Origin of the sequence: Mesorhizobium sp. CA6 (genome assembly GCF_020165035.1) — a bacterium.
Lineage (GTDB): Bacteria > Pseudomonadota > Alphaproteobacteria > Rhizobiales > Rhizobiaceae > Mesorhizobium.
The window spans coordinates 68,370-93,032 of the sequence record NZ_JAIUHI010000003.1; the positions used below are offsets into that span (position 1 = coordinate 68,370).

Sequence of the window (24,663 nt, forward strand, 5' to 3'; positions counted from 1 at the left end):
AGCCGAAGTACGGTCATCCTTGCCACGGGTAAAGGTTTATCTTCGGAAAGGCCGGAAGCGATGACGGACATGAATCTCGGCATGACCGAGCGGCTGAAGCCGATCCATCAGCGCGTGGCGGCGATGGTGCGCGACGAGATCGCGCCGCTCGGCGAAGAGTTCCTCGCCGAAGTCGGCAAGAATGGCGACCGCTGGGCCTATACCGCTAGGCAGACGGAAATCCTGGACGGCTTGAAGAAGACGGCGCGCGAGCGCGGCCTGTGGAACTTTTGGCTGACCGATTCCAAGCGCGGCTACGGCCTTTCCACCGTCGAATACGCCTATCTGGCGGAGGAGATGGGCAAGGCGCATCTCGGCGCCGAAACCTTCAACTGCTCGGCGCCTGACACCGGCAACATGGAGGTGCTGGAGCGATACGGCTCGGAAGCGCACAAGCGCGACTGGCTGGAGCCGCTGCTCGAGGGGAAAATACGCTCGGCCTATCTGATGACCGAGCCGGACGTGGCGTCCTCGGACGCCACCAACATTTCGATGCGCTGCGAGCGCCGCGGCGAGCACTATGTGCTCAATGGCGAGAAATGGTGGGCTTCCGGGGCGGGCGATCCGCGCTGCGCCATCTATATCGTCATGGTCAGGACCGGATCGGACGAGGAGCCGCAGCATCGCCGGCATTCGATGATCCTGGTGCCCTCGGACAGCAACGGCATCGCCAAGCTGCGGCCCATGCAGGTCTATGGCGATGACGACGCGCCGCATGGGCATATGCATCTGAGATTCGAGAATGTGCAGGTGCCGGCGGAGAATTTGATCCTCGGCGAGGGCAGGGGTTTCGAGATCGCGCAGGGGCGGCTCGGGCCTGGCCGCATCCATCATTGCATGCGCGCCATCGGCCAGGCCGAGATGGCTCTGGAGATGCTGTGCCAACGCTCGGTCCGGCGCGAGGCCTTCGGCCAGCCGCTGGCAAAGCTCGGCGCCAATTTCGACATCATCGCCGAATGCCGGATGGAGATCGAGATGGCGAGGCTCTTATGCCTCAAGGCTGCCTGGATGATCGATCAGGGGGACGCTCGCGCGGCCGCGCCCTGGATCAGCCAGATCAAGGTGGTGGCGCCGCGCGTCGCGCTGAAGGTCACCGACGAGGCAGTCCAGATGTTCGGTGCGCAAGGCATCAGCCAGGACACGCCGCTCGCCCGCTCGTGGACGCATTTGAGGACATTGCGGCTGGCCGACGGGCCGGACGCGGTGCACCGGCGGCAGGTGGCGCGCACGGAACTGAAGAAATACACGCAGGAGAAGGTCTGACGGCCATGACGCTTCCTTCGCAGATGCAGGGTCTGTTGCTTGTCGGCGACGGTTACACCAGGACGCCCTCGGCGGCCGCGCTGGAGGCGATGGAGCCTTACCTCCAGCCCGGCAGCATCGAGGTGCCGGCGCCCGGTCCCTCGCAGGCGCTGATCAAGGTCAGCCTCGCCTCGATCAACCCGTCCGACATCGCCTTCATCAAGGGCCAGTACGGCCAGCCGCGGGTAAAGGGCCGGCCGGCGGGCTTCGAAGGCGTCGGCATCGTCGTCGCCACGGGCGACGATCCCCATGCAAGGAGCCTTGGAGGGAAACGCGTCGCCTTCGCCACCGGCGTGTCGAACTGGGGCGCATGGGCGGATTATGCGGTTGCCGAGGCCGCGTCCTGCATTCCGCTTCTCGACACCGTGCGCGACGAGGACGGCGCAGCGATGATCGTCAATCCGCTGACGGCCTTGGCCATGTTCGACATCGTCAGAGAGGAGGGCGAAAAATCCTTCATCATGACCGCGGGCGCCAGCCAGCTCAGCAAGCTGATCATCGGGCTGGCGAAGGAGGAAGGTTTCCGCCCGATCATCACCGTGCGTCGCGACGAGCAGATTCTCCAGCTGACGGAGGCCGGCGCCGCCCATGTGCTCAACGAGAAAGCGGCGGATTTCGAGACGGCGTTGCGCGAGGCGATGAAGGCCGAGCAGCCGCGCATCTTCCTCGACGCGGTCACCGGCCCGCTGGCTTCGACCATCTTCAATGCCATGCCGAAACGCGCGCGCTGGATCGTCTATGGAAGGCTCGACGCCGAGCCGACGGTGATACGCGAGCCCGGCCAACTGATCTTCCAGCACAAGCGCGTCGAAGGGTTCTGGCTGGCCGAATGGATGCGCCAGTTCCGCGACAGGCTGGGCCCGGCGGTGCTGGAAGCGCAGAAGCGCTTTTCCGATGGACGCTGGTCGACCGATGTCACCGCGGTCGTGCCGCTCGACGAAGCGATGGCGAGGCTGCCGGCCGAGCTCGCCAAGCCAAACGGAAAGGTGTTCATCAGGCCGTGAGGCAATCCGAGCGCCGATCGCAGCTGTACAGACCAGACCAAAGCCTTGAACACAAAGCTGTGATCGACCCGACAGCGGCGGAAAAAAGCCGCTGTTGCGCCGTCATTGCCTCGCGCCGGTAACAGCCACGTTCGGATGTTTTATTCCATTCGATGTGATATCTCGCCGGCGGTAAAAAACCAGGCGGCGATGGGAAAGCCGTCCTGGTCGGAATTCGGGGTGCGCTATGATGGTAACCAAGCCGGTTTTCGACCGTTTGGGGCTTTGGCTTTGGGTCGGGTCGTTTCTGCTTGTGCTTGGCCTGGCGCTATGGTCGCTCGATGCGCGTTCGGTGGTCCATATCTACAGGCATGGCAGTGAAGCTTTTCTGGATCGTCAACCGCTGTATCAGGTCGAAGTTGCCATGGGGTATCTATACGCTCCCGCCTTCGCCGTCCTCTATGTTCCCCTGCTGAAGCTCGGGCCCTATCTGGGCAATATTTTGTGGCACATGCTGGGCTTTTCGGTGCTGACCATTGCCGCAATGCGTCAGGTGCGCAAACTTCGCGGCGAGGAGCAGACATGGCTGCTGTCCTTGGGTCTTTTTCTTGCCTTGCCGGTGGCGCTGGCAGCGCTTCGCAATGGCCAGGCGACGATCCTGCTCACAGGGGCGTGCTGGTTCCTTACACTGTCGACACTCGAGGGGCGCCGGGCCGAAAGCTTCTTCTGGGCCATGCTTGCGATCATCGCCAAGCCGACCGCGATCATCATGCTGCTTCTGACGGGGGCGCTGCGTCCCCGGCTGATACCGGTGCTGGTGCTGGCGGTGCTGGTCGTGCTCGCGATACCCTATGGCTTTGCGTCGAGCGACTACGTCAACGCGCAATATCATGATTTCTTCCGGCTGCTGACTTCGATGACGGTGGACCCGACCGGCCCATTCGTTCCGGCCGACTTCACGGCGCCTTTCATGCGATTTGGCATCCCGATTTCCGAGTTTGACGCGACGATCGTGCGCGTCGTCGCGGGTTTGCTCACGCTTTGGCTGGTGCTCCAGCTCGATCGCAGGCTGGACGCCAACATCAGCGGACTCGCCATCTTCCTCTCCGCGGCATTCTACATGTGCGTCTTCAATCCGCGGGTCGAGCAGAACACTTACGCTATGGTGGCGGTGCCTGCCGGTCTCTCCATCGCCCTACTTTGGCGGGAGAAGGGAGCCGTGGCCATGTGCTGGTTCTTGGCGGCGTTCCTCTTCGTCACCGGACTGACCAGTGCCAACCTGCAACTGCACGATCTTTTCCACCCGTGGTTCCGGCCGATCAGCGTCAGCGTAATCGCCTGCGTGCTCGTCGGCTGGTTCTGGACGCAAGACAGACAGAAGGTGCCTGCCGCCGGAGCCGTCGCGCATGGCTGAGATGCTCGACATCATCGCGCCGTTCTTCAACGAGGCCGAATCCGCCATCGCGTTTGTCGGGCTGCTCGACAGGCTGGAAGTGGCCGTGGCGGAGCGATTCGGCATGACGGTCCGCAAGATACTCGTCGACGACGGCAGCCGCGACGGCAGCGCCGAGACGTTCGCGGCCGCGCTCTCCGGCTCCTGGGAGATCGTGCGGCTCAGCCGTAATTTCGGCAAGGAAGCGGCGGTGCTCGCCGGGCTCGATCATTCCCGTGGCGATATGGTCCTGATCATGGACTCGGACCTCCAGCATTCCATGGATATCAGCCTGAGGATGATCGGCGAGCTGGTCGAGCATCCGCAGATCGATGTCGTCTACGCGCAGAACGACCGGCGCGAGGGGAGCTGGCGGCGCAGCCAACTGGCGCGGCTCTTCTACAGGCTGATCAACAGCAGCCAGCGCTTCGATATTCCCGAGAATGCCGGAGATTTCCGTGTCATGCGCGGCGCGGTGGCGCGTGCCTTGACCAGCGTGCGCGACAAGCGCCGCTTCAACAAGGGTCTGTTCGCCTGGGCCGGCTTCCGCCAGAAGGCTGTGCTTTACTCGCCGGAAAACCGCCGCGGCGGCACCTCGAAATGGACAAGGTTCAACCTGATCGCGTTCTCGCTTGAAGGGTTCACCTCGTTTTCCGTGATCCCGCTGCGCGTCATCAGCCTCATCGGATTGCTCGCGGCATTCGCAGGCCTGGCCTATGGCGTGAAGGTGCTGTTCGAAGTGCTGTTCTACGGCATCGCCGTGCCTGGCTACCCCAGCATCATGGTCGCCGTCGTGCTTTTTGGAGGCCTCAACCTGGCGCTGCTCGGCCTGATCGGCGAGTATGTCTGGGTCACGCTCAGCGAAAGCAAGGACCGGCCCGTCTATATCGTGCGTGACGTGCTGCATGGCAATGCCGCCGAGCAGGTTGCCCCCGGCAAATGACGCGGCCGATCCGCCTGATTGCCGACGATTACGGACTTGCGCCGGGGGTATCGAGCGCGATCCTCGACCTCATCGAGCGCGGCCGCCTGACCGGGACCAGTTGCATGACCGGGTTTGCCGAATGGGAAGAGGCGGCGGCGTGCATCAGGCCGTTGCGTCAACGGGCCGCCATCGGGCTGCACCTGACCCTCACCGATCAGACCGCCGCAACCGGCTCGTCCAGTTTGGCGCCAGACGGCAAATTGCCTGGGCTTGCCTCTCTTGCGCTGCCGGTCCGTCGAGGGCGCATCGACGAGCGGGACATTCATGCCGAGCTCGACGCCCAGTACGACCTCTTCACCGACGCGCTGGCCGGCCCGCCCGATCACATCGACGGGCACCAGCACGTGCATTTTCTTCCCGTGGTACGGAATTGGTTGCTCGCCCGGTTTGGAGGCAGCGCACACAAGCCGGCGCTGCGCGGCGCGCCGAGCCTTGGCGGCCTGGACGCGGCGGCCAAGATCGCGGCGATCGCCACGCTGGCCGCGGGTTTCAACAGGTCGATGCAGCGGGCCGGCTTTAACGTGATGACGCCGCTCTGCGGCATCTATGACTGGCGGCAGCCGCAAAAATTCGGTCCGACGCTGCGCGCGGCGGTCGACACCTTGCCCGAACAAGGGGTGTTCATGTGTCATCCGGGTCAAGTCGATGACATTTTACGGGCGCGAGACCCGATGCAGGGCGCGCGTGAGGTCGAGTTCACGATTCTCACTTCTGAGGATTTCGGCGCCAGCCTCGAACGGGCCGGAGTGCGCGTCATGGACGGCAAAGCATGAGCGCCGGTCAGCCGCGGCGTTCGACCGGCAACAAGATCGTCCGCTTCGCCTTGGTCGGGCTGGTCAACACCGGCATCGATCTCACCGCATTTTTCCTGCTGCTCAAGCTCGTGGTGCCGGCTCTGGCCGCCAATGTCGGTGCCTGGTTCGTCGCGGTGCTATTCTCCTTCGTAGCGAACCGCTTCTGGTCGTTCGAGCGGGACCCGGACATCCGGCTGCATCGGTCCTTCCTGCGTTTCGTCTCGCTCGGGGCGCTGATTTCGCTCGGTGTTTCGAGCCTGTCGATCGCTGTACTGGCGGGGGTTGTCGGCGTCTGGCCGGCCAAGATCCTCGGCGTCGTGGTGGCCGCCGTGCTGAACTTTTTGGCGGCGCGCTGGTCGATCGAGGGCAGGATCGTAAAGTAGCTGCTCGGCCGGCTCCGCGTCGATATAGGCGGCTTGGAGACGGATTCAGATTTCAGGTCTGTCCGACCTGAAATCATCCGGCTCTATCGCAAGCTCTCCAGGTCGCGCATGCGCTTGGCGCCGGCGGCTTCCAATTGCCTCGTCACGGCGGCGATCAGCGTTTCTGCGACGACGAAGAGTGCGGCGGACGAATCCCAGGCCGAGGGCACGGCGGTGCGTCCGGCGATCACGTGTCGGGCGAAGCGGGCGATCGGCGAAAGCCACTGGTCGGTGAAGAGAATGATCTGCACGCCGCGATGGTGAGCCTTCTCGGCAAAGCGCACGAGACTTTCCTGATAGCGGCGGATATCGAAGATCACCAGGACGTCGCGCTTGCCCATGTCGATCAGCCGGTCGCGCCAGATGCTCTCCTGGCCGGCGAGGTGATAGACATCCGGCTGGATGATGGCCAGGTGAGCGGCCATGTAGCGCGCCAGCGGATCGGTGAAACGGCCGCCGATGAGGAAGGTCTTGCCGCGCCGCTCGGCAAGTCTCGTGGCAATGTCTGCCAGCTGTCTGTCGGTGAGGTGCCGGAAGGTCTCGCGCATGTTGTCGAGCGTTGCCTCGAGCATCGGCGAGATGGCGCCGCCGGCCGAGCTTGGATCGAGCGTGCGCGAAGCGGGCGACTGCAATTGCGCCGCCAGCTCATCCTGCAGCGCCGACTGGAATTCGGGGTAGTTCTGGAAGCCGAGCCTGGCCACGAAGCGCAGGATCGTCGGCGAGGACACGCCGGCCGCGGCCGAGAATTCGGCGACTGTCTTCAGCCCGGTCAAGGGATAGTTGGCAATCAGCGTCTGGGCGGCGCGGCGCTCGCCGGCCGGCATCGTCCCGATGCGGTCCGAGATCAGTTCGGCAATGCTGGAAATCATGGTTTTCCCCCGCCCGTTGGCCGCCCCGCCGCCGTTTTCCCGAATTCGCGTTTGACAAAGCCGGTCAAACTGTATGAAATCATTCATAGGGACGCAATGAGACAAAATACGTAACATTCGATACAGCGCCCCCAGGGGACGGCATTATGGAGAGAGCACGGCCCGCCAGCCTTGCACCGTCTGAAACCGTGAGGGTGACGAACCCCGGCGGCTCAAGCCCCTTTGTCTTCACCTGCGATCACGCTTCCAACGTCCTGCCCGCCGAGTTCGGGACGCTCGGCCTGCCGGCTGCGGAGCTTTCGCGCCATATCGCCTGGGACCCGGGCGCGCTTCCCGTCGCCCGCCGCATGGCCGAAGCGCTCGATGCGACTTTGATCGAGACCCGCGTGTCGCGGCTCGTCATCGATTGCAACCGGCCGCTCGACGCGCCGGATCTCGTGCCGCCGATTAGCGAGACGACGGCCATCCCGGGCAACACAGATCTATCCGACAAGCAGCGCGCCGCGCGCGTCGACCTTGCCTGGCGCCCGTTCCACGACACGATCGCCCAGATCATCGACGGGCGGCTGGCGCGCGGCCAGGAGACGCGGCTGGTGTCGGTGCACTCCTTCACGCCGGTCTATAAGGGCAAGAGCCGGCCATGGCATATAGGCATCATCCATGACGAGGATCGCCGGTTGGCGGCGCCGCTGATATCGGCGCTGCAGCGGCTCTCCGGCGTCACCGTCGGCGTGAACGAACCCTATTCGCCGGCCGACCGCGTCTATTTCACGCTGGAACGGCACGCGCGTTCGCGCGGCCTTGCTTGTGCGATGATCGAAATCCGCAACGACGAAATCTCCGGCGAGACCGGGCAGCGGAAATGGGCGGATCTGCTCACCGGCATATTCTCGAATCTGGAGCCTGACGAGGCCAGGGGCTCCCGACAACGCGCAATGGGAAAGTCAGTACAATCGGCCAGCTAAGAACCAGATAGGGGACTTCCAAAATGAGACCTGAAGAAATCGACAAGTCTGAGGACGTAAAAGTCCTTCACAGCATGGGATATGCCCAGGAATTGGCTCGCCGCATGAGCGGCTTCTCCAACTTTGCCATTTCCTTCTCGATCATTTGCATCCTGGCGGGCGGCATCACCTCGTTCCCGCTGGCCATGGCCACCGGCAGCGGTTTCGAAGCGACCATCGGCTGGGTTATAGGCGGTCTGTTCGCCCTTGTGGTCGCGGCTTCGCTCGGCCAGATCGGTTCGGCCTATCCGACCGCCGGCGGGCTTTACCATTGGTCGTCGATCTTGGGCGGGCGCGGCTGGGGTTGGGCGACGGCCTGGATCAACCTGCTTGGGCTGATCTTCGTTGTCGCTTCGGTCAATGTCGGCGTCTATGCGCTCTTCAAGGACCTCGTTTGGGCCGGCGTGTTCGGCCACGATGTGTCGGCTTGGGGTTATCAGGAGCAGGTGATCGGGGTCGTGATCATCACGGTGACGCAGGCGCTATTCAACCATTTCGGCATCAAGTTGACCACAGCGCTGACCGACTTTTCGGGCTATCTCATCCTGGTCGTTGCGGTGGTGTTGACCGCGATGTTCCTGATCTGGGGCGCGAGCTGGGATTTCTCGCGACTGACCACTTTCGTCAACAACACGGGCGATGCGGGTGGCGGCTATGTGCCGACGGCACGGACGGCGCTGGTCGCCTTCCTGATCGGTCTTCTCTATCCACTATACACCATCACCGGTTTTGACGCCTCCGCCCATACCTCGGAGGAGACCCATAACGCGCGGGTGGCAGTGCCGCGCGGCATGATCCATTCGGTCCTCTGGTCATTGGTCTTCGGCTTCGTCATGGCCGTCTCTTTCGTGCTGGCAAGCCCGGATCTGGCGGTGACTGCCAAGGACGGCGCGAACGCCTGGTTCAATCTCTTCAATAATCTGCCGGCGCCGTTTTGGTTGAAGAGCATCATCGCCATCGCGATCGTGGTAGCAAACTACATTTGCGCGCTGGCTGGACTGACCTCCACCTCGCGCATGATATTCGCCTTCGCGCGTGATGGCGGGCTGCCCGGCTCCTCCATGTGGAAAACCGTCAGCCCGACATGGCGCACGCCGGTGGCGGCGATCTGGCTTGGAGCCGTCCTCTCGGTCGCAGCGACGCTTTACTCGCCGGCTTTCGCGGCTTTGGCGGCCGGCTGTGCCCTGTTCCTCTATGTGTCCTATGCGATGCCGGTGGCGGCTGGCCTTCTTGCTGAAGGCAAAAGCTGGACCGAATTCGGCCCGTTCCGCCTGGGCGTGTGGTCCAAGCCGTTCGCCATCATCACCATCCTCGGCGTTCTGGTGTTGATGTACGCGGGTATCCAGCCGCCCTTCGATATCTTGATCAACTATGCCATCGGTTTGATCATCCTTCTCGCGGTGCTGTGGTTCGGCATAGAATCCAAGCGGTTCAAGGGCCCGCCGATCGGGGCCGATATTGCTCGCCGTCAGGCGGAAATTGCAGCAGCCGAAGTGGCGGTCGGCGAGACCGGCCACTGATACTTCGCTTCATGGCCATGGCCGGCGCAACGCCGGCCATGGTTTTGTTTCTCCCTTTTCAATCGACAAGCGCTGGAGTGCCAAAGGAATGGCCGGGAATTTCTCGTTCGATCAGTTGAAGAAAGCGGTCTCTAACGGCGAGATCGACACGGTGCTGGCCTGCATCGTCGACATGCAGGGTCGGCTCTCGGGAAAACGCTTCCTGGCTCAGTATTTCGTCGATTCCGCGCATGGCGAGACGCATGGCTGCAACTATCTCTTGGCCTGCGACATCGATATGGAGCCGGTGCCGGGCTACAAGGCGGCGAGCTGGTCGAAGGGCTATGGCGACTTCGTCATGAAGCCGGACCTGTCGACGCTGCGGCGCATTCCCTGGCTGGAGAAGACGGCGCTGGTCATCTGCGACGTGCTCGACCATCACGACCATGAGGATTTGGCACACTCACCCCGCGCGATCCTGAAGAAGCAGGTCAAGCGCCTGCAGGAGCGCGGCTATATCGGCTATTTCGCCTCCGAGCTCGAATTCTATTTGTTCAGCGAAACCTACGATTCCGCGCGCAAGAAGCACTGGCAGGGGCTCGATAGCGCCTCGCCCTATATCGGCGACTACCAGATCGGCATCACCAGCAAGGAAGAAGGCGTCATGCGCCGGCTTCGCAACGAGATGGAGGCCGCCGGCATTCCGATCGAGAACTCCAAGGGCGAGTGGGGCCCCGGCCAGGAAGAGATCAATGTGCGCTACGCCGAGGCACTCGAGATGGCCGACCGCCACGTCATCCTGAAGAACGGCGCCAAGGAGATCGCCGATTCCGAAGGCAAGGCCGTCTCCTTCATGGCCAAGTACAATTATGGGCTCGCCGGCAATTCCAGCCACATCCACAATTCGCTGTGGAGCGCCGACGGCAAGACGCCGCTGTTCTTCGACAACAAGGCCGACTGGACGCTGTCGAGCCTCGGCCAGCAATGGGCGGCCGGCCAGCTCAAATACGCCAAGGAGTTCACCTGGTTCCTGGCGCCCTACATCAACTCCTACAAGCGCTTCCAGGCCGGCACCTTCGCGCCGACAAAGATCATGTGGAGCGAGGACAACCGCACCGCCGGTTTCCGGCTCTGCGGCGAAGGCACCAAGGGCATCCGCATGGAGTGCCGCATCGGCGGCGCCGACCTCAATCCTTATCTCGCCTTCGCCGCCCTGATCGCGTCCGGCCTTGCCGGCATCGACGAGAAGCTGGAGCTGCAGAAGCCTTTCGTCGGCGACGCCTATCAGGCCTCGCGTCTGCCCGAGATCCCGAAGACGCTGCGCGACGCCACCGAGACACTTTCGAAGTCGAAGATGCTGAAGCAGGCCTTCGGCGACGACGTGATCGAGCACTATGTGCACACCGCCCGCTGGGAGCAGTTCGAATATGACCGCCGCATCACGGATTGGGAGCTGCACAGGGGCTTTGAGAGGTACTAGGGGGCTGGGTTAGCGTCGGCGCCGCCCTCACCCTTACCCTTCCCCCGTGAAGAACGGGGAGAGGGGTCGCCCGCGCAGGAGCTTCTCCCTTCTCTCCATCACTATACGGGGAGAAGGTGCCGGCAGGCGGATGAGGGGCGGCGCCAAGCCAAGTGATTTTCGATTGTTGTAAAACTGCGAGGAAGAAATGACCGAAACGGTCAAACTCAAATCCCCCATCGACGGCTCGATCTATGCCGAGCGGCCGGTCGCGAGCGACCAGGCGATCAACGCGGCGGTCGAGCGCGCCAGGGCGGCGCAAGAAAAATGGGCCGAGACGCCGGTCGTCGAGCGCGGCAAATACATGTTGGCAATGCTGGAAGCCCTGGTTGCGATGACCGACGAGATCGTGCCCGAGATCGCCTGGCAGATGGGCCGGCCGGTGCGCTATGGCGGCGAGTTCGGCGGCGTCAAGGAACGCACCAACTACATGGTCGAAATCGCCGAAGCCGCGCTGAAGCCGGTGCTGGCCTCCAACCCGAAGGACGGCTTCCGGCGCTATGTGAAGAAGGTGCCGCTCGGGGTCGTGCTGGTGATCGCGCCTTGGAACTATCCGTATCTCACAGCGGTCAACACGATCGTGCCGGCGTTGATGGCGGGCAGTGCCGTTATCCTCAAGCATGCCGCGCAGACGTTGCTCGTCGGCGAGCGCTTCCAGCAGGCTTTCGACAAGGCCGGCCTGCCAAAGGGGCTGTTCCAGAACCTGGTCATGAACCACGCCCAGACCGAGAAGCTGCTCGGCTCCGGCAAGATCGACCATGTCAATTTCACCGGCTCGGTCGGCGGCGGCCGCGCCATCGAGAAGGCGGCGGCCGGCACCTTCATGACGCTCGGCCTCGAGCTCGGCGGCAAGGACCCCGCCTATGTGCTGCCCGACGCTAAGATGGATCATGCGGTCGCCAATCTGGTCGACGGCGCTTTCTTCAATTCCGGCCAGTGCTGCTGCGGCATCGAGCGCGTCTATGTGCACGAAAAGGTCTATGACGCGTTCGTCGAGGGTTTTGTCGCCGAGACCAGGAATTATGTCGTCGGCAATCCGCTGGAGCAGGCGACGACCATGGGGCCGATGGCGCAGGCGCGTTTCGCCGACCTGATCCGCGAGCAGAAGGCCGAGGCGCTGCGCAAGGGCGCCAAGGCGCATATCGGCATGAAGGTCGAGAACGACAAGCCGGGCTCGCCCTATCTGGCGCCGGAGGTGCTGACCGGGGTCGATCACCAGATGAGCGTCATGCACGAGGAAAGTTTTGGGCCGATCGTCGGCATCATGAAGGTGCGCAACGACGAGGAGGCGATCGCGCTGATGAACGACAGCCCCTATGGGCTGACGGCGTCGATCTGGACGCGCGACACGGAGCGCGCAATCGCCATCGGCGACCGCGTCGAGACCGGCACGGTGTTCATGAACCGCTGCGACTATCTCGACCCGGCGCTGGTCTGGACCGGCGTCAAGGACACCGGCAAGGGCGCCGCGCTCTCGGCCATCGGCTATGACAATCTGACCCGGCCGAAATCCTATCACCTGCGCGAAGCAATCTGACTTTTTGAAAGACAAGACATGTCCAAGCTGATCTCCAAATGGAACTACCCCACCACCGTCCGTTTCGGCGCCGGGCGCATCAAGGAACTGCCGGACGTGCTGGCTGCCGCGGGCATCAAGCGCCCGCTCTTCGTCACCGATCCGGGCCTGGCAAAACTCCCGGTCGTCGCATCGACGCTGAAGATCCTTGACGACGCCAAGGTCCCTTACGGCGTTTTTTCGGAGGTGAAGCCGAACCCGGTCGAGTCCAACCTCACCGCCGGCATCGCCGTGTTCAAGAAGGGCAAGCATGACGGCGTCATCGCCTTCGGCGGCGGCTCGGCGCTCGACCTCGGCAAGCTGATCGCCTTCCAGGCCGGGCAAACGCGCCCAGTATGGGATTTCGAGGATGTCGGCGACTGGTGGACCAGGGCCAATTCGGACGCGATCGCGCCGATCATCGCGGTGCCGACCACGGCGGGAACCGGCTCCGAGGTCGGCCGCGCCGGCGTCATCACTAATGAGGAGACCCACACCAAGAAGGTCATCTTCCATCCGAAGCTTTTGCCGGCGATCGTCATTGCCGATCCGGAGCTGTCGGTCGGCATGCCGGCCTTCATCACTGCCGGCACCGGCATGGACGCGCTTGCGCATTGCCTGGAGGCCTATTGCGCGCCGGGCTACCACCCGATGGCCGACGGCATCGCGGTGGAAGGCATCCGTCTGGTTTTCGAGAACCTGCCCAAGGCCTTTGCCAACGGCAAGGATCTGGTCGCCCGCGCCCATATGATGAGCGCCGCCGCCATGGGCGCTGCCGCCTTCCAGAAGGGGCTGGGCGCCATCCATTCGCTGTCGCATCCGATCGGCGCGCTCTACGACACCCATCACGGCATGACCAATGCCGTGTTCATGCCTTATGTGCTGGCCTTCAACCGCGAGGCGATCGACGAGCGTATCGCCAGGCTCGCCGCCTATTGCGGCATCAAGGGCGGCTTCGACGGCTTCGCCAAGGCGATCGTCAAGCTGCGCAAGGAGCTCAAGGTGCCGCATGCGTTGCCCGGCCTGATCAAGGGCCTCGACATGGACAAGAAGCGCAAGACGCTGATCGCCGACATGGCGGTGGTCGACCCGACCGCCGGCGGCAACCCGGTCAAGCTCACCAAGAAGGCGGCGCTGACGCTGCTCGAAAATGCGATCGCCGGCTCCGTCTGAGAGCCGGCTTTCAATGCCGAAGAGTTGACTGAAGAGGCGTTCCAAAGGGGAAGGGAGAGGGCAAAGGGCAAGGTGAATAACCATTAGCCGGAAAATTAAGCGCGGGCTAATTGCTACAGTCCGTTAAAAAGAGTTAACTTTTTTCGCCGCGGGGATCGGGTTTCAAAAAGCCTTCATCCGGCTGTCACACGAAAACGATACCCGCATCGCAGGCGCTAAACGCGCCAGTTCAACGGAGAGAACACATGTTCAAGTTCACGGGGAAAGTGCTTTCCCTCTCGGCCGCGGCGCTCTTTGCGTCGACGGTGATTTCGTCCGCGGATTCGCTGGACGATCTCGTCAAGGCCGCGAAGGCTGAAGGCCAGCTCACCACCATCGCGCTTCCGCATGACTGGTGTGGCTACGGGGCAGTGATCGACGGTTTCAAGGCTAAGTATCCGGGGATCACCATCAACGAGCTCAATCCCGACGCCGGCTCGGGCGACGAGGTCGAGGCGATCAAGGCCAACAAGGACAACAAGGGCCCGCAGGCGCCTGACGTCATCGACGTCGGCCTGTCCTTCGGCCCGACCGCCAAGAAAGACGGCCTACTGATGCCCTACAAGGTGTCGACCTGGGACTCGATCCCGGACAGCGCCAAGGATGCCGATGGTGCCTGGTATGGCGATTATTACGGCGTGCTCGCCTTCGAGGTGAACAAGGATCTGGTCAAGGAATCGCCGACCGACTGGGCTGACCTGCAGAAGCCGGAATTCGCCAACTCGGTCGCGCTTGCCGGCGATCCGCGTGCTTCGAACCAAGCCATTCAGGCCGTTTATGCTGCAGGCCTTTCCGGTGGCGCCGCTGCTGGTGAAGCCGCGGGCACCGCCGGCCTCGAATACTTCAAGAAGCTCAATGCGGCCGGCAATTTCGTGCCGGTCATTGGCAAGACGGCGACGCTCGCCCAGGGCCAGACGCCGATCCTCGTCACTTGGGACTACAACGCGCTTTCGGGCCGCGACACGCTGAAGGGCAACCCGCCCGTCGACGTCATCGTGCCGAAGACCGGCGTCGTCGCCGGCGTCTATGTGCAGGCGATCAGCGCCTTTGCGCCGCATCCGAACGCCGCCAAGCTGTGGATGGAATACCTCTATTCCGACGAAGGCCAGATCGGCTGGCTGAAGGGCTACTGCCATCCGATCCGCTTCAACGATCTCGCCAAGAACGGCAAGATTCCCGCGGACGTGCTGGCCAAGCTGCCGCCGGCGGAGTCGTACGCTTCCGCCGTGTTCCCGACGCTCGACGAGCAGGGGAAGGCCAAAGAAACCATCACCAAGAATTGGGACGCCACTGTCGGCGCCAATGTGAAGTAACAGGGTGATATCGACCGGGCGGCCCTAGCCGCCCGGCCTCGTTTCAGAACGGTAACCGGCGCATGACCGATCTCTCGCTCTCCAACAAGGCTATTGCGGGAAAGACCGCGCCGCCGGCAGAGGCTCGGAGCCTGAGGCTGCCGACGCAGTGGCTTGGCGTCACGCCTTTCTTCATCTTCGCCGTGATGTTCCTGATCCTGCCCACGCTCTATCTGATGCTGGGCGCTTTCCAGAATGAGGCAGGCGAATTCACCTTCGCAAACATCGTCGCGCTCTTTTCAGCCAACATCGTTGCCGCTTATTGGATCTCGATAAAGGTCAGCCTGGCGTCATCACTCATCGGCGCCTTAGCCGGCCTTGCCATCGCCATCGCCATCGTGCGCGGCGGGCTGCCCGACTGGATACGTTCAGCGACACTGACCTTCTCGGGCGTCGCATCCAATTTCGCCGGCGTGCCGCTCGCGTTTGCTTTCATCGCGACGCTTGGGCGGGTCGGTCTCGTCACTGTCTTGCTCAACACGCTGGTCGGCCTGAACCTCTACGCGCATGGCTTCAACCTGCTATCGTTCTGGGGTCTGACGATCACCTATGTCTATTTCCAGATTCCGCTGATGGTGGTCATCATCGTGCCCGCGATCGACGGGCTGAAACGGGAATGGGGCGAGGCCGCCGCTACGCTCGGCGCCACCCAGGCGCAATATTGGCGCATGGTGGTCATTCCGGTGCTTTGGCCGAGCTTCCTGGGCACCGTCATCCTGCTCTTCGCCAATGCGTTCGGAGCAATCGCAACCGCCTATGCGCTGACCGGCTCGTCGCTTAACATTGTTCCGATCCTGCTCTATGCGCAGATCCGCGGCGACGTGCTGCACAATGCCCATCTCGGCTATGCGATCGCCTTCGGCATGATCTTCACCACCGGGCTTGCCAACATCTTTTACATCTGGTTTCGGACCCGCTCGGAGAGGTGGCTCAAATGAAGGCTGGCAAATTCTGGGCCTGGGCCGTCTTCATCCTCGGCGCGGCCTATTTCTTCATACCGCTGATCGCGACAGTCGAGTTCTCGCTGCGCATGCGGCGCGGTGTCTATTCCTTCGATGCCTACAAGGTCGTGCTGGGCGACAGCCAGTTTCAGGCTACCTTCATATTTTCCGTGGTCGTCGCCATCTTTACGATTCTCCTGGGTGTGCTGATCGTGGTGCCAACCGCCTATTGGATCCGCCTGCGCCTGCCCCAATTGCGCCCGGTGGTCGAGTTCATCACCTTGTTGCCGTTGGTTATCCCAGCCATCGTTATCGTTTTCGGCTATATCAGAATGTATGGCTCGAATTCGCCGCTGCCGTTTCTCGGGTCGAATTTGGGAGCGAACGCGCTGCTGGTCATCGGCTACGCGGCACTCGCGCTGCCCTATATGTACCGGGCCGTGGACACCGGTCTTCGCACTATCGACGTTCGCACGCTGACGGAGGCTGCGCAGATTCTGGGGGCAGGCTGGGGTACGATCATCACTCGGGTTATTCTGCCCAATGTGCTGATCGCGGTGCTGTCGGGCGCGTTCCTCACCTTCGCCATCGTCATTGGCGAATTCACCATGGCCAGTCTGCTCAATCGCCCTGCCTTCGGTCCGTATCTGCAGAACCTTGTGGCTAATCGCGCCTACGAACCGGCCGCGCTGTCCATCATCGCCTTCGTGATAACCTGGGGCTGCATGTCGCTGATCCAGATCCTGTCCCGCTTCGCGCCGAAATCGGCGAACCGCCCAAATTGATCGAGAGAACCACGCCATGGCCGACCCATTCCTCTCCATCCAGCACGTTCGAAAATCCTTCGGCGCCACCACCGTGGTGGAGGACTTCAATCTCGACGTCGAGCCGGGCGAATTCGTCTCCTTCCTGGGGCCGTCCGGCTGCGGCAAAACCACGGTGTTGCGTATGGTCGCTGGCTTCGAGGAGCCCTCGGCCGGCAAGATCGTCGTCGGCGGCAAGGACATAACCAGGCTGAAGCCCAATCAGCGCAATGTCGGCATGGTGTTCCAGGCCTACGCGCTGTTCCCGAACCTGACGGTGGCGCAGAACATCGCCTTCGGGCTGAAGGTCGGTGGCATGCCGAAGGCCGATGCCGACAGGCGGGTCGCCGAGATGCTCGACATCATCAAGCTGCCGCAGATGGCCGATCGCTATCCCTACCAGCTTTCCGGCGGCCAGCAGCAGCGCATCGCGCTCGCGCGGGCGATTGCGCCGAAGCCGAAGCTGCTCTTGCTCGACGAGCCGCTGTCGGCGCTCGACGCCAAGGTGCGCGTGTCGCTGCGCGAGGAAATCCGATCGATCCAGAAGAAGCTCGGCATCACCACCATCTTCGTTACGCATGATCAGGAAGAGGCGCTGTCGATCTCCGACCGCATCGCGGTGATGTATGGCGGCAAGGCCGAGCAGGTCGGCACGCCGTTCGAGATCTACAACCGGCCGGCCACCAAATTCGTCGCCAATTTCGTCGGCACGCTCAACGTGCTGGAGGGCAAGGTCACCGACGCCGCTTCCGGCAAGGTGCAAGTCAACTCGCAGGAAGTCTCGCTGAAAGGCAAGCTCAACGGTTCGAAGTCAGGCGACACGCTGTCGCTGGCGCTGCGGCCTGAAGCCATCTCGCTGGGGCGCCAGCCCGGCCACGACACCAGCCTGTCGGGCGAAATCGCCGAAGTGCATTTCCTTGGCTCAGTCATCCGCGTGCGCGTCGGCATCGGCGGCAACACGGTATCGCTCGATACCTTCAACAACTCGGCGACACCGCCCCCTGCCGTAGGCGACAAGGCGGACATCTCCTTCTCATCGGGCGACATGTTGGTTCTGCATTGACGGCTCTGGCCCGTCCTGATGCCGATAAGACATGCCAGACGGTTCTCGGTGATATACGGCCGTCATCGGCATGTCCTGCGAGCACCCCTATGAGGCGGCGCGGGTTTGCCGGATAAATCAACAGTATCCTGTCTCAGGGTACTGACAAGCTTCGCGCTTCGCCGCTACGATGAGCCATGGCGCTGTTCGAACTCACCCTTGTCCTGCTGCTCATCGCCGTCGCGCTGACGGCGGTATCGCGATGGCTGGAGGTACCTTACCCGTCGCTGCTGGCGCTTGCCGGCGTTGGGCTTGCCTTCGTGCCGGGCGCGCCGATGATCGAGATCGATCCGGAACTGGCGCTGGCGCTGTTCATCGCGCCGGTGCTGCTCGATGCCGCCTATGACACTTCACTGCGCGACCTGAAGCGCTACCGGCTGTCGCTTGCCCTGCTGGCGCTTGGCGCGGTCGTCTTCACCGCGGTGGTCGTTGCCTTTGTCGGCTGGAAGATGGCCGGCCTGCCGATCGCGGCGGCGATCGCGCTCGGCGCCATCGTCGCGCCGCCGGACGCAGTCGCCGCAAGCGCGGTGCTCAATCAGTTCAAGGTGCCGCACCGTCTGACTGCGATCCTGCAGGGCGAGAGCCTGCTCAACGATGCCACGGCGCTGCTGATCTACCGGATATCGGTTTCAGCCGCCATCGGCACACTCATGCTCAAAGACGCAGTGCCCGTCATCCTGCTTGCAACGGTCGGCAGCGTTATTGCCGGCTATCTGTTCGGCCGAGTGTCGCGGCTCACGCTGACACGCATCGAGGACGCGGCAAGCAGCACCGTGGTGCAGTTCGCCGGAACTTTCGCCGTCTGGATCATTGCCGACAAGCTCGGCCTCTCCGCCATCATCACCATCGTCGTCTATGCCATCACCATCGCGCGCACCACGCCGCGCCGCATGTCAGCCAGACGCCGCGTCAGCGCCTATTCGGTCTGGGAATCGGCGGTGTTCGTGCTCAACGTGCTGGCGTTCGTGCTGATGGGCCTGCAGGCACGGTCGATCATCGGCCGGCTGGCCGACGATGGGCAGGGCAAGGCATTCGTCTTCGCCGCGACGGTTCTTACCGTCGTCATCGTGGCGCGCCTCGTCTGGGTGGCGGGGTATGTCGCGATCATCCGATGGTTTGCCCGCAACGACAGCGAGGAAGAAAAGCAGGATGCGCCGACATTTGCCGGTGCCGCGCTTGTCGGCTGGTGCGGCATGCGCGGGCTGGTGACGCTGGTCGCCGCCATTGCCTTGCCGGCCGGCTTTCCCGGGCGTGACCCGATCGTGCTTGCCGCTTTCGCGGTCGTGCTCGGCACGCTAGTGCTGCAAGGCATGAGCCTGAAGGTTCTGCTGCGCTGGCTCAATTTCCCGCGCGATACGACGATCGATCGCGAGGTGGCCGAAGCGCGCGTCGCCATCATGCAGGCCGCGCTCGATGTGCTGAGCCGCAAGACCTCGTCGGCTGCCGCCGTCGTCCGCGAGCAGTACGAAGCGCAGCGGCGGATCGCCGAAAATCCCGACGACGCGCAGGCCGCGACGGAATACGACCGGTTGCGCCTCTACGCCATCAAGCGGCAGCGCGACACGCTAGAGGAACTGCGCAGCAACGGCACGATCGGCGACGAAGCCTATCACCGGCTGGAGGAGGAGATCGACTGGTCGGAACTTGCGGCGTCGCCCGCCGGAAGCTTCCAGCCGCTGACGACTTATTAGAGCGCCGGTTCGCCGATTTCCACTGGACTATTCCGCTTGCCCCGCCGGTCCATTGCAACGCAAGGGGCGTGGCGCTACTCCGATCACCAGAAGTGAGCCGGTTAATCAATGAAGCTGATCAGCTACAATATCCAGTATGGCTACGGCAGCGACGGGCGCTACGATCTCAGCCGCTGCGCCAGGCTGGTGGACGGCGCCGACATCGTCGCGCTGCAGGAGGTGGAGCGGCATTGGCAACGCAGCAACGAGGACGACCAGCCCGAGATCCTGTCCAGCTTGCTGCCCGGCTATTACTGGGCTTACGGCCCGGCCTTCGACATGGATGCCAGCGAGAAGCGTGATGGCCGCGTCGTCAACCGCCGGCGGCAATTCGGCACGATGGTGCTGTCGAAGCTGCCGATCGTCTGGTCGCGGCTGCACACTTTGCCGCAGCGGCGGACGCTGAGGCCGCTCAACACCCGCAATGCGGCGCTCGAATGCATGATCCGCACGCCGGCGGGACCGTTGCGGGTGCTTTCGTTGCATCTGGCGCATATCGCGGCTGAAGAGCGGCTGGAGCAGATCGACTACCTGCTTGCCGAGCATCGCCGCGCGCCGTCCGACGGCGGCCCCTGGAGCGGCGTCGACGACGAGCCGCAGCGCAACTGGTCGAACGGCCAGCCGGAACCGGAAAACCCGTTGGCGGCGATCTGGCTGGGCGACTTCAACATGGAGCCGGGCAGCGCCGAATACCAGCGCATCGTCGGTGATACGCCCTACCATCGCGGCGCTGCCTATATCGACGGCTTCGTTGACGCCGCGGCCGTCGCCAGCGAGCCGGGGCCGGACTTCCACACGCACGAAAAGATCATCGACGGCAGGCTGGCGAAACGACGGCTCGATCATTGCTTCGTCGGCGGCATGCTGGCCGGGCGGGTGCGTTCTGTGAGCGCCGATATCGGCGAGGTGGCTTCCGACCATTTCCCGCTGAGGGTCGATATCGATCTTGAAATGCCGGGCATCGCCTCCGGGCCGGCGGGCAGGTGAGGCAGGCATGACGCTGTTCGTCGTCCTGGCGGTGCTTTCGGCGGCGGCCATGCATGCGATCTGGAACGCGTTGGTCAAGGTGCATCTCGACCGCTTCCTGTCGATCACACTGATGACGCTCGGTATGGGCTTTGCGGCGCTGGTCGCGCTTCCCTTCGTCGAGGTGCCAAAGGCCGAAGTTTGGCCTTACATCTTCGCCTCGATGATCTTCCACATGGGCTACCGCATTTTCTTGATCGGCGCCTACAAGGCCGGCGATTTCGCTCAGACCTATCCGCTGGCGCGCGGCACCGCGCCATTGCTCTCGGCGCTCGGCGGCATCGTCCTGATCGGCGAGGTCCCGGCGCCGTTCGCCATCCTCGGCATCGTGCTTCTGTCGGCGGGCACGCTGGTCATGTCGTTCCGCGGCGGCGCGCATCTGGAGAAGCTCAATTTGCGCGCGGTCGGCTTTGCGCTCGGCACATCGATCTTCATCGCCAGCTACACGCTCTCCGACGGCAGCGGCGCGCGGCTGGCGGCAACTGCGCAAAGCTATGCGGCCTGGCTGTTCGTCTGCGATGCGACGTGGGCGCTTTTGCTGTGCATCTTCTTTCGCGGGCCGCGGTCGCTTCCTGTGTTGGCGCGCGACTGGAAGGCCGGGCTGTTCACCGGCGTGCTCAGTGGCGCGGCCTATTGGATCGTGATGTGGGCAATGACCAAGGCGCCGATCGCCTCGGTCGCGTCGCTGCGCGAGACCTCGATCCTGTTCGCCATGCTGATCTCAGTGTTGGCGCTGGGCGAGAAGATGACCGTCTGGCGCGCGGCCGCGGCGCTCGGCATCGTTGCCGGCGTCGCGGCGCTCAGGATGGGTTAAAAACAGACCCTCAACCGAGCACGGTCATCACCTGGCCGCGCTTTTCCGGACTGAAGCGGATGACGACGATGAGGCAGACGGCGACCACGCCGGCAAACAGGGCCAGCGCAAAGCCGTAGCTGCTTCCCGGCGCTTCGGCGATGCCGGCCTGATAGGGACCGCCATAGGAAGCGGCGAGGTTGCCGGCCTGATAGATGAAGCCGGGCAGCGTCGCCCGCACCGAGCCCGGCGACAATTCGTTGAGATGCACCGGGATAACGCCCCAGGCGCCCTGCACCGCGACCTGCATGATGAATGCGCCGATCGCCAGCATGAAGGGCGTGGTCGTGTAGGCCCAGAGCGGGATTGCCGGCAGGGCGATCACACAAGCGAGCGTGATGGCGTTGATGCGGCCAATCTTCTCGGACAGCGCGCCGAAGGCCAGGCCGCCGACGATCGCGCCGATGTTGGCGACGATGGTGATCCAGCTCACCGTGTGCGTGTCGAAGCCGTGCTGCTTCTTCAGGAAGGTCGGATAGAGGTCCTGCGTGCCATGGCTGAAGAAGTTGAAGAACATCATCAGCACCACGGCGTAGAGCGCGATCCGCCAGTGCTTCCGCAACGTTTCTAAAAGGCCGGGCCGCGTCTGGGCGCGGCCTTCGACGAAGGCCGGCGATTCCGGCACATGCGAGCGGATGAAGAGCACGATCAGCGCCGGCAGGAAGCTCAGGAGGAACATGGCGCGCCAACCGAAGGTGAAGTCGCCGATCTTCTGCCCGTAGAGCAGCCCGTAGACGACCGCGGCCAGCAGATAGCCGGCCGGATAGCCGCATTGCAGAATGCCCGAGACCGTGCCGCGCGCGCTTGGCGGAATGGATTCCATGGCGAGCGAGCTGCCCAGACCCCATTCGCCTCCCATGGCTATGCCGAACAGGGCACGCAGCGCCAGGAATATGCCGAGATTGGGCGAGAAGGCGGCCAAGGCGCCGATCACCGAATAGCTGACGATATTGAGCATCAGAATGGGCTTGCGGCCGTATCTGTCGGCAAGCACGCCGAAGAAGAACGCGCCGATGAAACGCGTCACCAGTGTCAGGAACAGTGCTTTGGAGACCGCCGGCACGTCGGTCTGGAATTCAGCGGCAATATCGGTGAGCAGGAATGTCAGAAGGAAGAAATCAAAAGCGTCGAGCGTCCAGCCGAGGAACGATGCGGTTACGGTTTTCTTCTGCTCGGGGGTGAGGTTCAAGGCAGTGCTCCTTTTGCATCCCCCGAAAGCACGATATGTTCCAGGGCGGGCAAAAGAGAACGGGACGGCCGCCGGATTTGAGCCGGCGAGCGGTCACATTTGCGTCACCTCCAGATCAATGACCATCAGCCCGTCGGTGCCGCCTTCGAGCGCGGCGACCAGGCGCGCGCCGGCGCGCTGATGCGCCTCGTGAACGAGGTAGGCGTCGCGGGCGTTGGCATCGCGGAAGTCGATGGTGAAACCGTGACCGAAGCCGCGCCCGAACGGCTCCGGGCTGACATTGGCGCTGAATTGGACCCTGTCCATGCCGGCGATAACGGCGCGCAAGGCTTCGAGATCAGCGTGAATCGCCGCGCGCTCGATTTCAGGGACGTCGTCGCGAAAGCGGACAAAGACGCAATGCCGGATCATCGTTGATGCCTCATGCCGCCTGGTTGCCCTTGAACACGGCCGGCGGCAGCGGCTCGCGGCCGAGGATGAGATCGGCGCCTTTTTCCCCGACCATGATCGTCGGCGCATTCGTGTTGGAGGAGGGAACGCGCGGCATCACCGACGCATCGCAGACGCGCAGACCTTCGATGCCGCGCAGCCTCAAATCCGGCGTCACCACGGCCATCGCATCATGCCCCATGCGGCAGGTGCCGACGGGGTGGTGGTCGGTCTTCGACGTGCGGCAGGCGTAGTCGAAAAGGTCCGCGTCGCTTTGCAGGGCAGGGCCGGGCAGCACCTCGCGCAGCACATAGGGCTGCAGCGCCTTCTGCCGCATGATCTCGCGAGCCAGCCGCAGGCCCTTGATCGACATGTCGCGGTCGTAAGGATCGGACCAGTAGTTCGGATCGATCAGCGGGTGGTCGGCGGGGTCGGCGCTCTTCAATCGCACCGTGCCGCGCGAGCGCGGGCGCAGGAAGGCGGAGTTCAGCGTCACGCCCGGATTCTTCAGCTTCTCGACGCCGGCCTCGATGCCGGAGCCGAGGCCGAGATGGAACTGGATGTCGGGCGAGGCGGCGGTCGGGTCTGCGTACCAGAAGCCGCCGGTCTCGAACAGGCTCGAGGCGACGGGGCCCTTCTTGAGCAGCAGATATTGCAAGCCGGCCCACATCGTGCGGTGCAGCTTGGCGTAATTGTCATAGGTGTGGTCGCCGGTGCATTCGGCGATGACGAAAAGGTCGAGATGGTCCTGCATGTTGGAGCCAACGCCGGGCAGGTCATGCACCGGCGTGACGCCGACCGATTTCAGATGGTCGGCCGGGCCGATGCCCGATTGCATGAGGAGCTTCGGCGAGCCGATGGCCCCGGAGGAGATGATCACCTCGCGTTCGGCGCGCAATATGGTCTTCTCACCGCCCGGCTTGTCGACGATCTCGACGCCGACGGCGCGACCCTTCTCGACGACGACGCGGGTGACGAGCACATCGGTCCTGAGCGTCAGGTTCTTGCGGCTGCGGATCGGCTTCAGATAGGCCACGGAGGCTGACGAACGCCGCGCATCCTTCTGCGTCAGCTGATAGTAGCCGACGCCTTCCTGGCTGGCGCCGTTGAAGTCGGGGTTGAACGGAATGCCTATTTCCTGCCCGGCGCGAAAATAGGCCTCGCAGATCGGCAGCGGCGAGATCGGGTTCGAAACGCCGAGCGGCCCTTGGTCGCCGTGATAGTCGTTCGCGAAACGCTGGTTGTTTTCGGCGCGCTTGAAATAGGGCAGCACGTCGCGATAGCCCCACCCGGTCAGTCCCTCTTCCTTCTCCCAGGCATCGTAGTCGCGGGCATTGCCGCGCGTGTAGATCTGGGCGTTGATCGATGAGCCGCCGCCGACGACCTTGGCCTGCGTGTACCAGAAGACGCGGTCCTTCATGTGCCTCTGCGGCACGGTCGACCAGCCCCAGGAGGCGATACCCTTGGTCATTTTGGCAAAGCCCGCCGGCATGTGGATCAGTGGATGCCAGTCCTTGCCGCCGGCCTCCAGAAGCAGGACGGAATTGGACGGATCCTCGCTCAGCCGGTTGGCGAGAACGCAACCGGCCGGACCGGCGCCGACGATGATGTAGTCAGCCATGG

Annotated in this window: 22 protein-coding genes; 18 read left to right on the forward strand and 4 right to left on the reverse strand. The window is 63.4% G+C overall.

What is annotated here, in order from left to right:
• Positions 1-60: 60 nt before the first annotated feature.
• The 6 genes from LB526_RS04810 (at position 61) to LB526_RS04835 (ending at position 5,918) form a co-directional block, all read left to right on the forward strand.
• Positions 61-1,302: an acyl-CoA dehydrogenase family protein gene (locus LB526_RS04810; RefSeq protein WP_224626511.1), complete on the forward strand. Its 1,242-nt coding sequence runs from the start codon at positions 61-63 to the stop codon at positions 1,300-1,302.
• A gap of 5 nt (positions 1,303-1,307) precedes the next feature.
• Entirely contained in the window at positions 1,308-2,345 is a 1,038-nt protein-coding gene (locus LB526_RS04815; RefSeq protein ID WP_224626514.1) for a zinc-binding dehydrogenase, read from the forward strand.
• Positions 2,346-2,676: 331 nt separating this feature from the next.
• On the forward strand, positions 2,677-3,738 hold the full coding sequence (locus tag LB526_RS04820) for a glycosyltransferase 87 family protein (RefSeq protein WP_224626517.1): 1,062 nt from the start codon (positions 2,677-2,679) through the stop codon (positions 3,736-3,738).
• Positions 3,731-4,699, forward strand: coding sequence for a glycosyltransferase family 2 protein (locus LB526_RS04825; RefSeq protein ID WP_224626519.1), 969 nt, complete (start codon positions 3,731-3,733; stop codon positions 4,697-4,699). Before LB526_RS04820 ends, LB526_RS04825 begins: the two co-directional genes overlap by 8 nt.
• Positions 4,696-5,514, forward strand: coding sequence for a ChbG/HpnK family deacetylase (locus LB526_RS04830; RefSeq protein ID WP_224626523.1), 819 nt, complete (start codon positions 4,696-4,698; stop codon positions 5,512-5,514). Before LB526_RS04825 ends, LB526_RS04830 begins: the two co-directional genes overlap by 4 nt.
• Complete coding sequence (locus LB526_RS04835) at positions 5,511-5,918, forward strand: GtrA family protein (protein WP_095766288.1); 408 nt, start codon at positions 5,511-5,513, stop codon at positions 5,916-5,918. The genes LB526_RS04830 and LB526_RS04835 overlap by 4 nt, the downstream gene beginning before the upstream one ends.
• Before the next feature lie 83 nt (positions 5,919-6,001).
• Here the strand turns inward: LB526_RS04835 and LB526_RS04840 are convergent, their stop codons facing one another.
• Entirely contained in the window at positions 6,002-6,826 is an 825-nt protein-coding gene (locus LB526_RS04840; RefSeq protein ID WP_224603301.1) for a MurR/RpiR family transcriptional regulator, read from the reverse strand.
• 146 nt (positions 6,827-6,972) lie between these two features.
• Here LB526_RS04840 and LB526_RS04845 point away from each other — a divergent pair, with 146 nt between their 5' ends.
• The 12 genes from LB526_RS04845 (at position 6,973) to LB526_RS04900 (ending at position 21,383) form a co-directional block, all read left to right on the forward strand.
• Positions 6,973-7,791, forward strand: a complete 819-nt coding sequence (locus LB526_RS04845) for an N-formylglutamate amidohydrolase (RefSeq protein WP_224626525.1) — start codon at positions 6,973-6,975, stop codon at positions 7,789-7,791.
• Between the two features lie 23 nt (positions 7,792-7,814).
• Positions 7,815-9,350 carry an amino acid permease gene (locus LB526_RS04850; RefSeq protein ID WP_224626527.1) on the forward strand — a complete coding sequence of 512 codons (1,536 nt, stop codon included), beginning with the start codon at positions 7,815-7,817 and terminating at the stop codon, positions 9,348-9,350.
• An 88-nt stretch (positions 9,351-9,438) separates the two neighbouring features.
• A complete protein-coding gene (locus tag LB526_RS04855) occupies positions 9,439-10,809 on the forward strand; it encodes a glutamine synthetase family protein (protein ID WP_224626529.1) in 1,371 nt (456 codons plus the stop codon).
• 187 nt (positions 10,810-10,996) lie between these two features.
• Positions 10,997-12,385, forward strand: a complete 1,389-nt coding sequence (locus tag LB526_RS04860) for an aldehyde dehydrogenase family protein (RefSeq protein WP_224626531.1) — start codon at positions 10,997-10,999, stop codon at positions 12,383-12,385.
• A gap of 18 nt (positions 12,386-12,403) precedes the next feature.
• Positions 12,404-13,576 carry an iron-containing alcohol dehydrogenase gene (locus LB526_RS04865; protein ID WP_224524080.1) on the forward strand — a complete coding sequence of 391 codons (1,173 nt, stop codon included), beginning with the start codon at positions 12,404-12,406 and terminating at the stop codon, positions 13,574-13,576.
• Positions 13,577-13,821: 245 nt separating this feature from the next.
• On the forward strand, positions 13,822-14,928 hold the full coding sequence (locus tag LB526_RS04870) for an ABC transporter substrate-binding protein (RefSeq protein WP_140842205.1): 1,107 nt from the start codon (positions 13,822-13,824) through the stop codon (positions 14,926-14,928).
• A 62-nt stretch (positions 14,929-14,990) separates the two neighbouring features.
• Positions 14,991-15,905 carry an ABC transporter permease gene (locus LB526_RS04875; RefSeq protein ID WP_224626532.1) on the forward strand — a complete coding sequence of 305 codons (915 nt, stop codon included), beginning with the start codon at positions 14,991-14,993 and terminating at the stop codon, positions 15,903-15,905.
• Entirely contained in the window at positions 15,902-16,693 is a 792-nt protein-coding gene (locus LB526_RS04880; protein ID WP_224626534.1) for an ABC transporter permease, read from the forward strand. Before LB526_RS04875 ends, LB526_RS04880 begins: the two co-directional genes overlap by 4 nt.
• 16 nt (positions 16,694-16,709) lie before the next feature.
• Entirely contained in the window at positions 16,710-17,774 is a 1,065-nt protein-coding gene (locus LB526_RS04885) for an ABC transporter ATP-binding protein (protein ID WP_224626536.1), read from the forward strand.
• Positions 17,775-17,950: 176 nt separating this feature from the next.
• A complete protein-coding gene (locus LB526_RS04890; RefSeq protein WP_224524086.1) occupies positions 17,951-19,504 on the forward strand; it encodes a cation:proton antiporter in 1,554 nt (517 codons plus the stop codon).
• Between the two features lie 108 nt (positions 19,505-19,612).
• Positions 19,613-20,530: an endonuclease/exonuclease/phosphatase family protein gene (locus tag LB526_RS04895; protein WP_224626540.1), complete on the forward strand. Its 918-nt coding sequence runs from the start codon at positions 19,613-19,615 to the stop codon at positions 20,528-20,530.
• Between the two features lie 7 nt (positions 20,531-20,537).
• A complete protein-coding gene (locus LB526_RS04900) occupies positions 20,538-21,383 on the forward strand; it encodes an EamA family transporter (RefSeq protein ID WP_224626542.1) in 846 nt (281 codons plus the stop codon).
• A 10-nt stretch (positions 21,384-21,393) separates the two neighbouring features.
• Here the strand turns inward: LB526_RS04900 and LB526_RS04905 are convergent, their stop codons facing one another.
• From LB526_RS04905 to LB526_RS04915, 3 genes are all read right to left on the reverse strand, one after another.
• A complete protein-coding gene (locus tag LB526_RS04905) occupies positions 21,394-22,611 on the reverse strand; it encodes an MFS transporter (protein WP_224626544.1) in 1,218 nt (405 codons plus the stop codon).
• Between the two features lie 93 nt (positions 22,612-22,704).
• On the reverse strand, positions 22,705-23,022 hold the full coding sequence (locus tag LB526_RS04910) for a Dabb family protein (protein ID WP_224524104.1): 318 nt from the start codon (positions 23,020-23,022) through the stop codon (positions 22,705-22,707).
• 10 nt (positions 23,023-23,032) lie between these two features.
• Positions 23,033-24,661, reverse strand: coding sequence for a GMC family oxidoreductase (locus LB526_RS04915; protein ID WP_224626545.1), 1,629 nt, complete (start codon positions 24,659-24,661; stop codon positions 23,033-23,035).
• Positions 24,662-24,663 lie beyond the last annotated feature (2 nt).

Bases quoted from the DNA above. Each gene is read 5' to 3' on its own strand.
- LB526_RS04845 (WP_224626525.1), top strand. From the start codon at position 6,973: ATGGAGAGAGCACGGCCCGCCAGCCTTGCACCGTCTGAAACCGTGAGG.
- LB526_RS04870 (WP_140842205.1), top strand. From the start codon at position 13,822: ATGTTCAAGTTCACGGGGAAAGTGCTTTCCCTCTCGGCCGCGGCGCTC.
- LB526_RS04890 (WP_224524086.1), top strand. From the start codon at position 17,951: ATGGCGCTGTTCGAACTCACCCTTGTCCTGCTGCTCATCGCCGTCGCG.
- LB526_RS04840 (WP_224603301.1), bottom strand. From the start codon at position 6,826: ATGATTTCCAGCATTGCCGAACTGATCTCGGACCGCATCGGGACGATG.
- LB526_RS04860 (WP_224626531.1), top strand. From the start codon at position 10,997: ATGACCGAAACGGTCAAACTCAAATCCCCCATCGACGGCTCGATCTAT.
- LB526_RS04875 (WP_224626532.1), top strand. From the start codon at position 14,991: ATGACCGATCTCTCGCTCTCCAACAAGGCTATTGCGGGAAAGACCGCG.
- LB526_RS04825 (WP_224626519.1), top strand. From the start codon at position 3,731: ATGGCTGAGATGCTCGACATCATCGCGCCGTTCTTCAACGAGGCCGAA.
- LB526_RS04915 (WP_224626545.1), bottom strand. From the start codon at position 24,661: ATGGCTGACTACATCATCGTCGGCGCCGGTCCGGCCGGTTGCGTTCTC.
- LB526_RS04850 (WP_224626527.1), top strand. From the start codon at position 7,815: ATGAGACCTGAAGAAATCGACAAGTCTGAGGACGTAAAAGTCCTTCAC.
- LB526_RS04880 (WP_224626534.1), top strand. From the start codon at position 15,902: ATGAAGGCTGGCAAATTCTGGGCCTGGGCCGTCTTCATCCTCGGCGCG.
- LB526_RS04830 (WP_224626523.1), top strand. From the start codon at position 4,696: ATGACGCGGCCGATCCGCCTGATTGCCGACGATTACGGACTTGCGCCG.
- LB526_RS04895 (WP_224626540.1), top strand. From the start codon at position 19,613: ATGAAGCTGATCAGCTACAATATCCAGTATGGCTACGGCAGCGACGGG.
- LB526_RS04910 (WP_224524104.1), bottom strand. From the start codon at position 23,022: ATGATCCGGCATTGCGTCTTTGTCCGCTTTCGCGACGACGTCCCTGAA.
- LB526_RS04835 (WP_095766288.1), top strand. From the start codon at position 5,511: ATGAGCGCCGGTCAGCCGCGGCGTTCGACCGGCAACAAGATCGTCCGC.
- LB526_RS04810 (WP_224626511.1), top strand. From the start codon at position 61: ATGACGGACATGAATCTCGGCATGACCGAGCGGCTGAAGCCGATCCAT.
- LB526_RS04885 (WP_224626536.1), top strand. From the start codon at position 16,710: ATGGCCGACCCATTCCTCTCCATCCAGCACGTTCGAAAATCCTTCGGC.
- LB526_RS04865 (WP_224524080.1), top strand. From the start codon at position 12,404: ATGTCCAAGCTGATCTCCAAATGGAACTACCCCACCACCGTCCGTTTC.
- LB526_RS04855 (WP_224626529.1), top strand. From the start codon at position 9,439: ATGGCCGGGAATTTCTCGTTCGATCAGTTGAAGAAAGCGGTCTCTAAC.
- LB526_RS04815 (WP_224626514.1), top strand. From the start codon at position 1,308: ATGACGCTTCCTTCGCAGATGCAGGGTCTGTTGCTTGTCGGCGACGGT.
- LB526_RS04900 (WP_224626542.1), top strand. From the start codon at position 20,538: ATGACGCTGTTCGTCGTCCTGGCGGTGCTTTCGGCGGCGGCCATGCAT.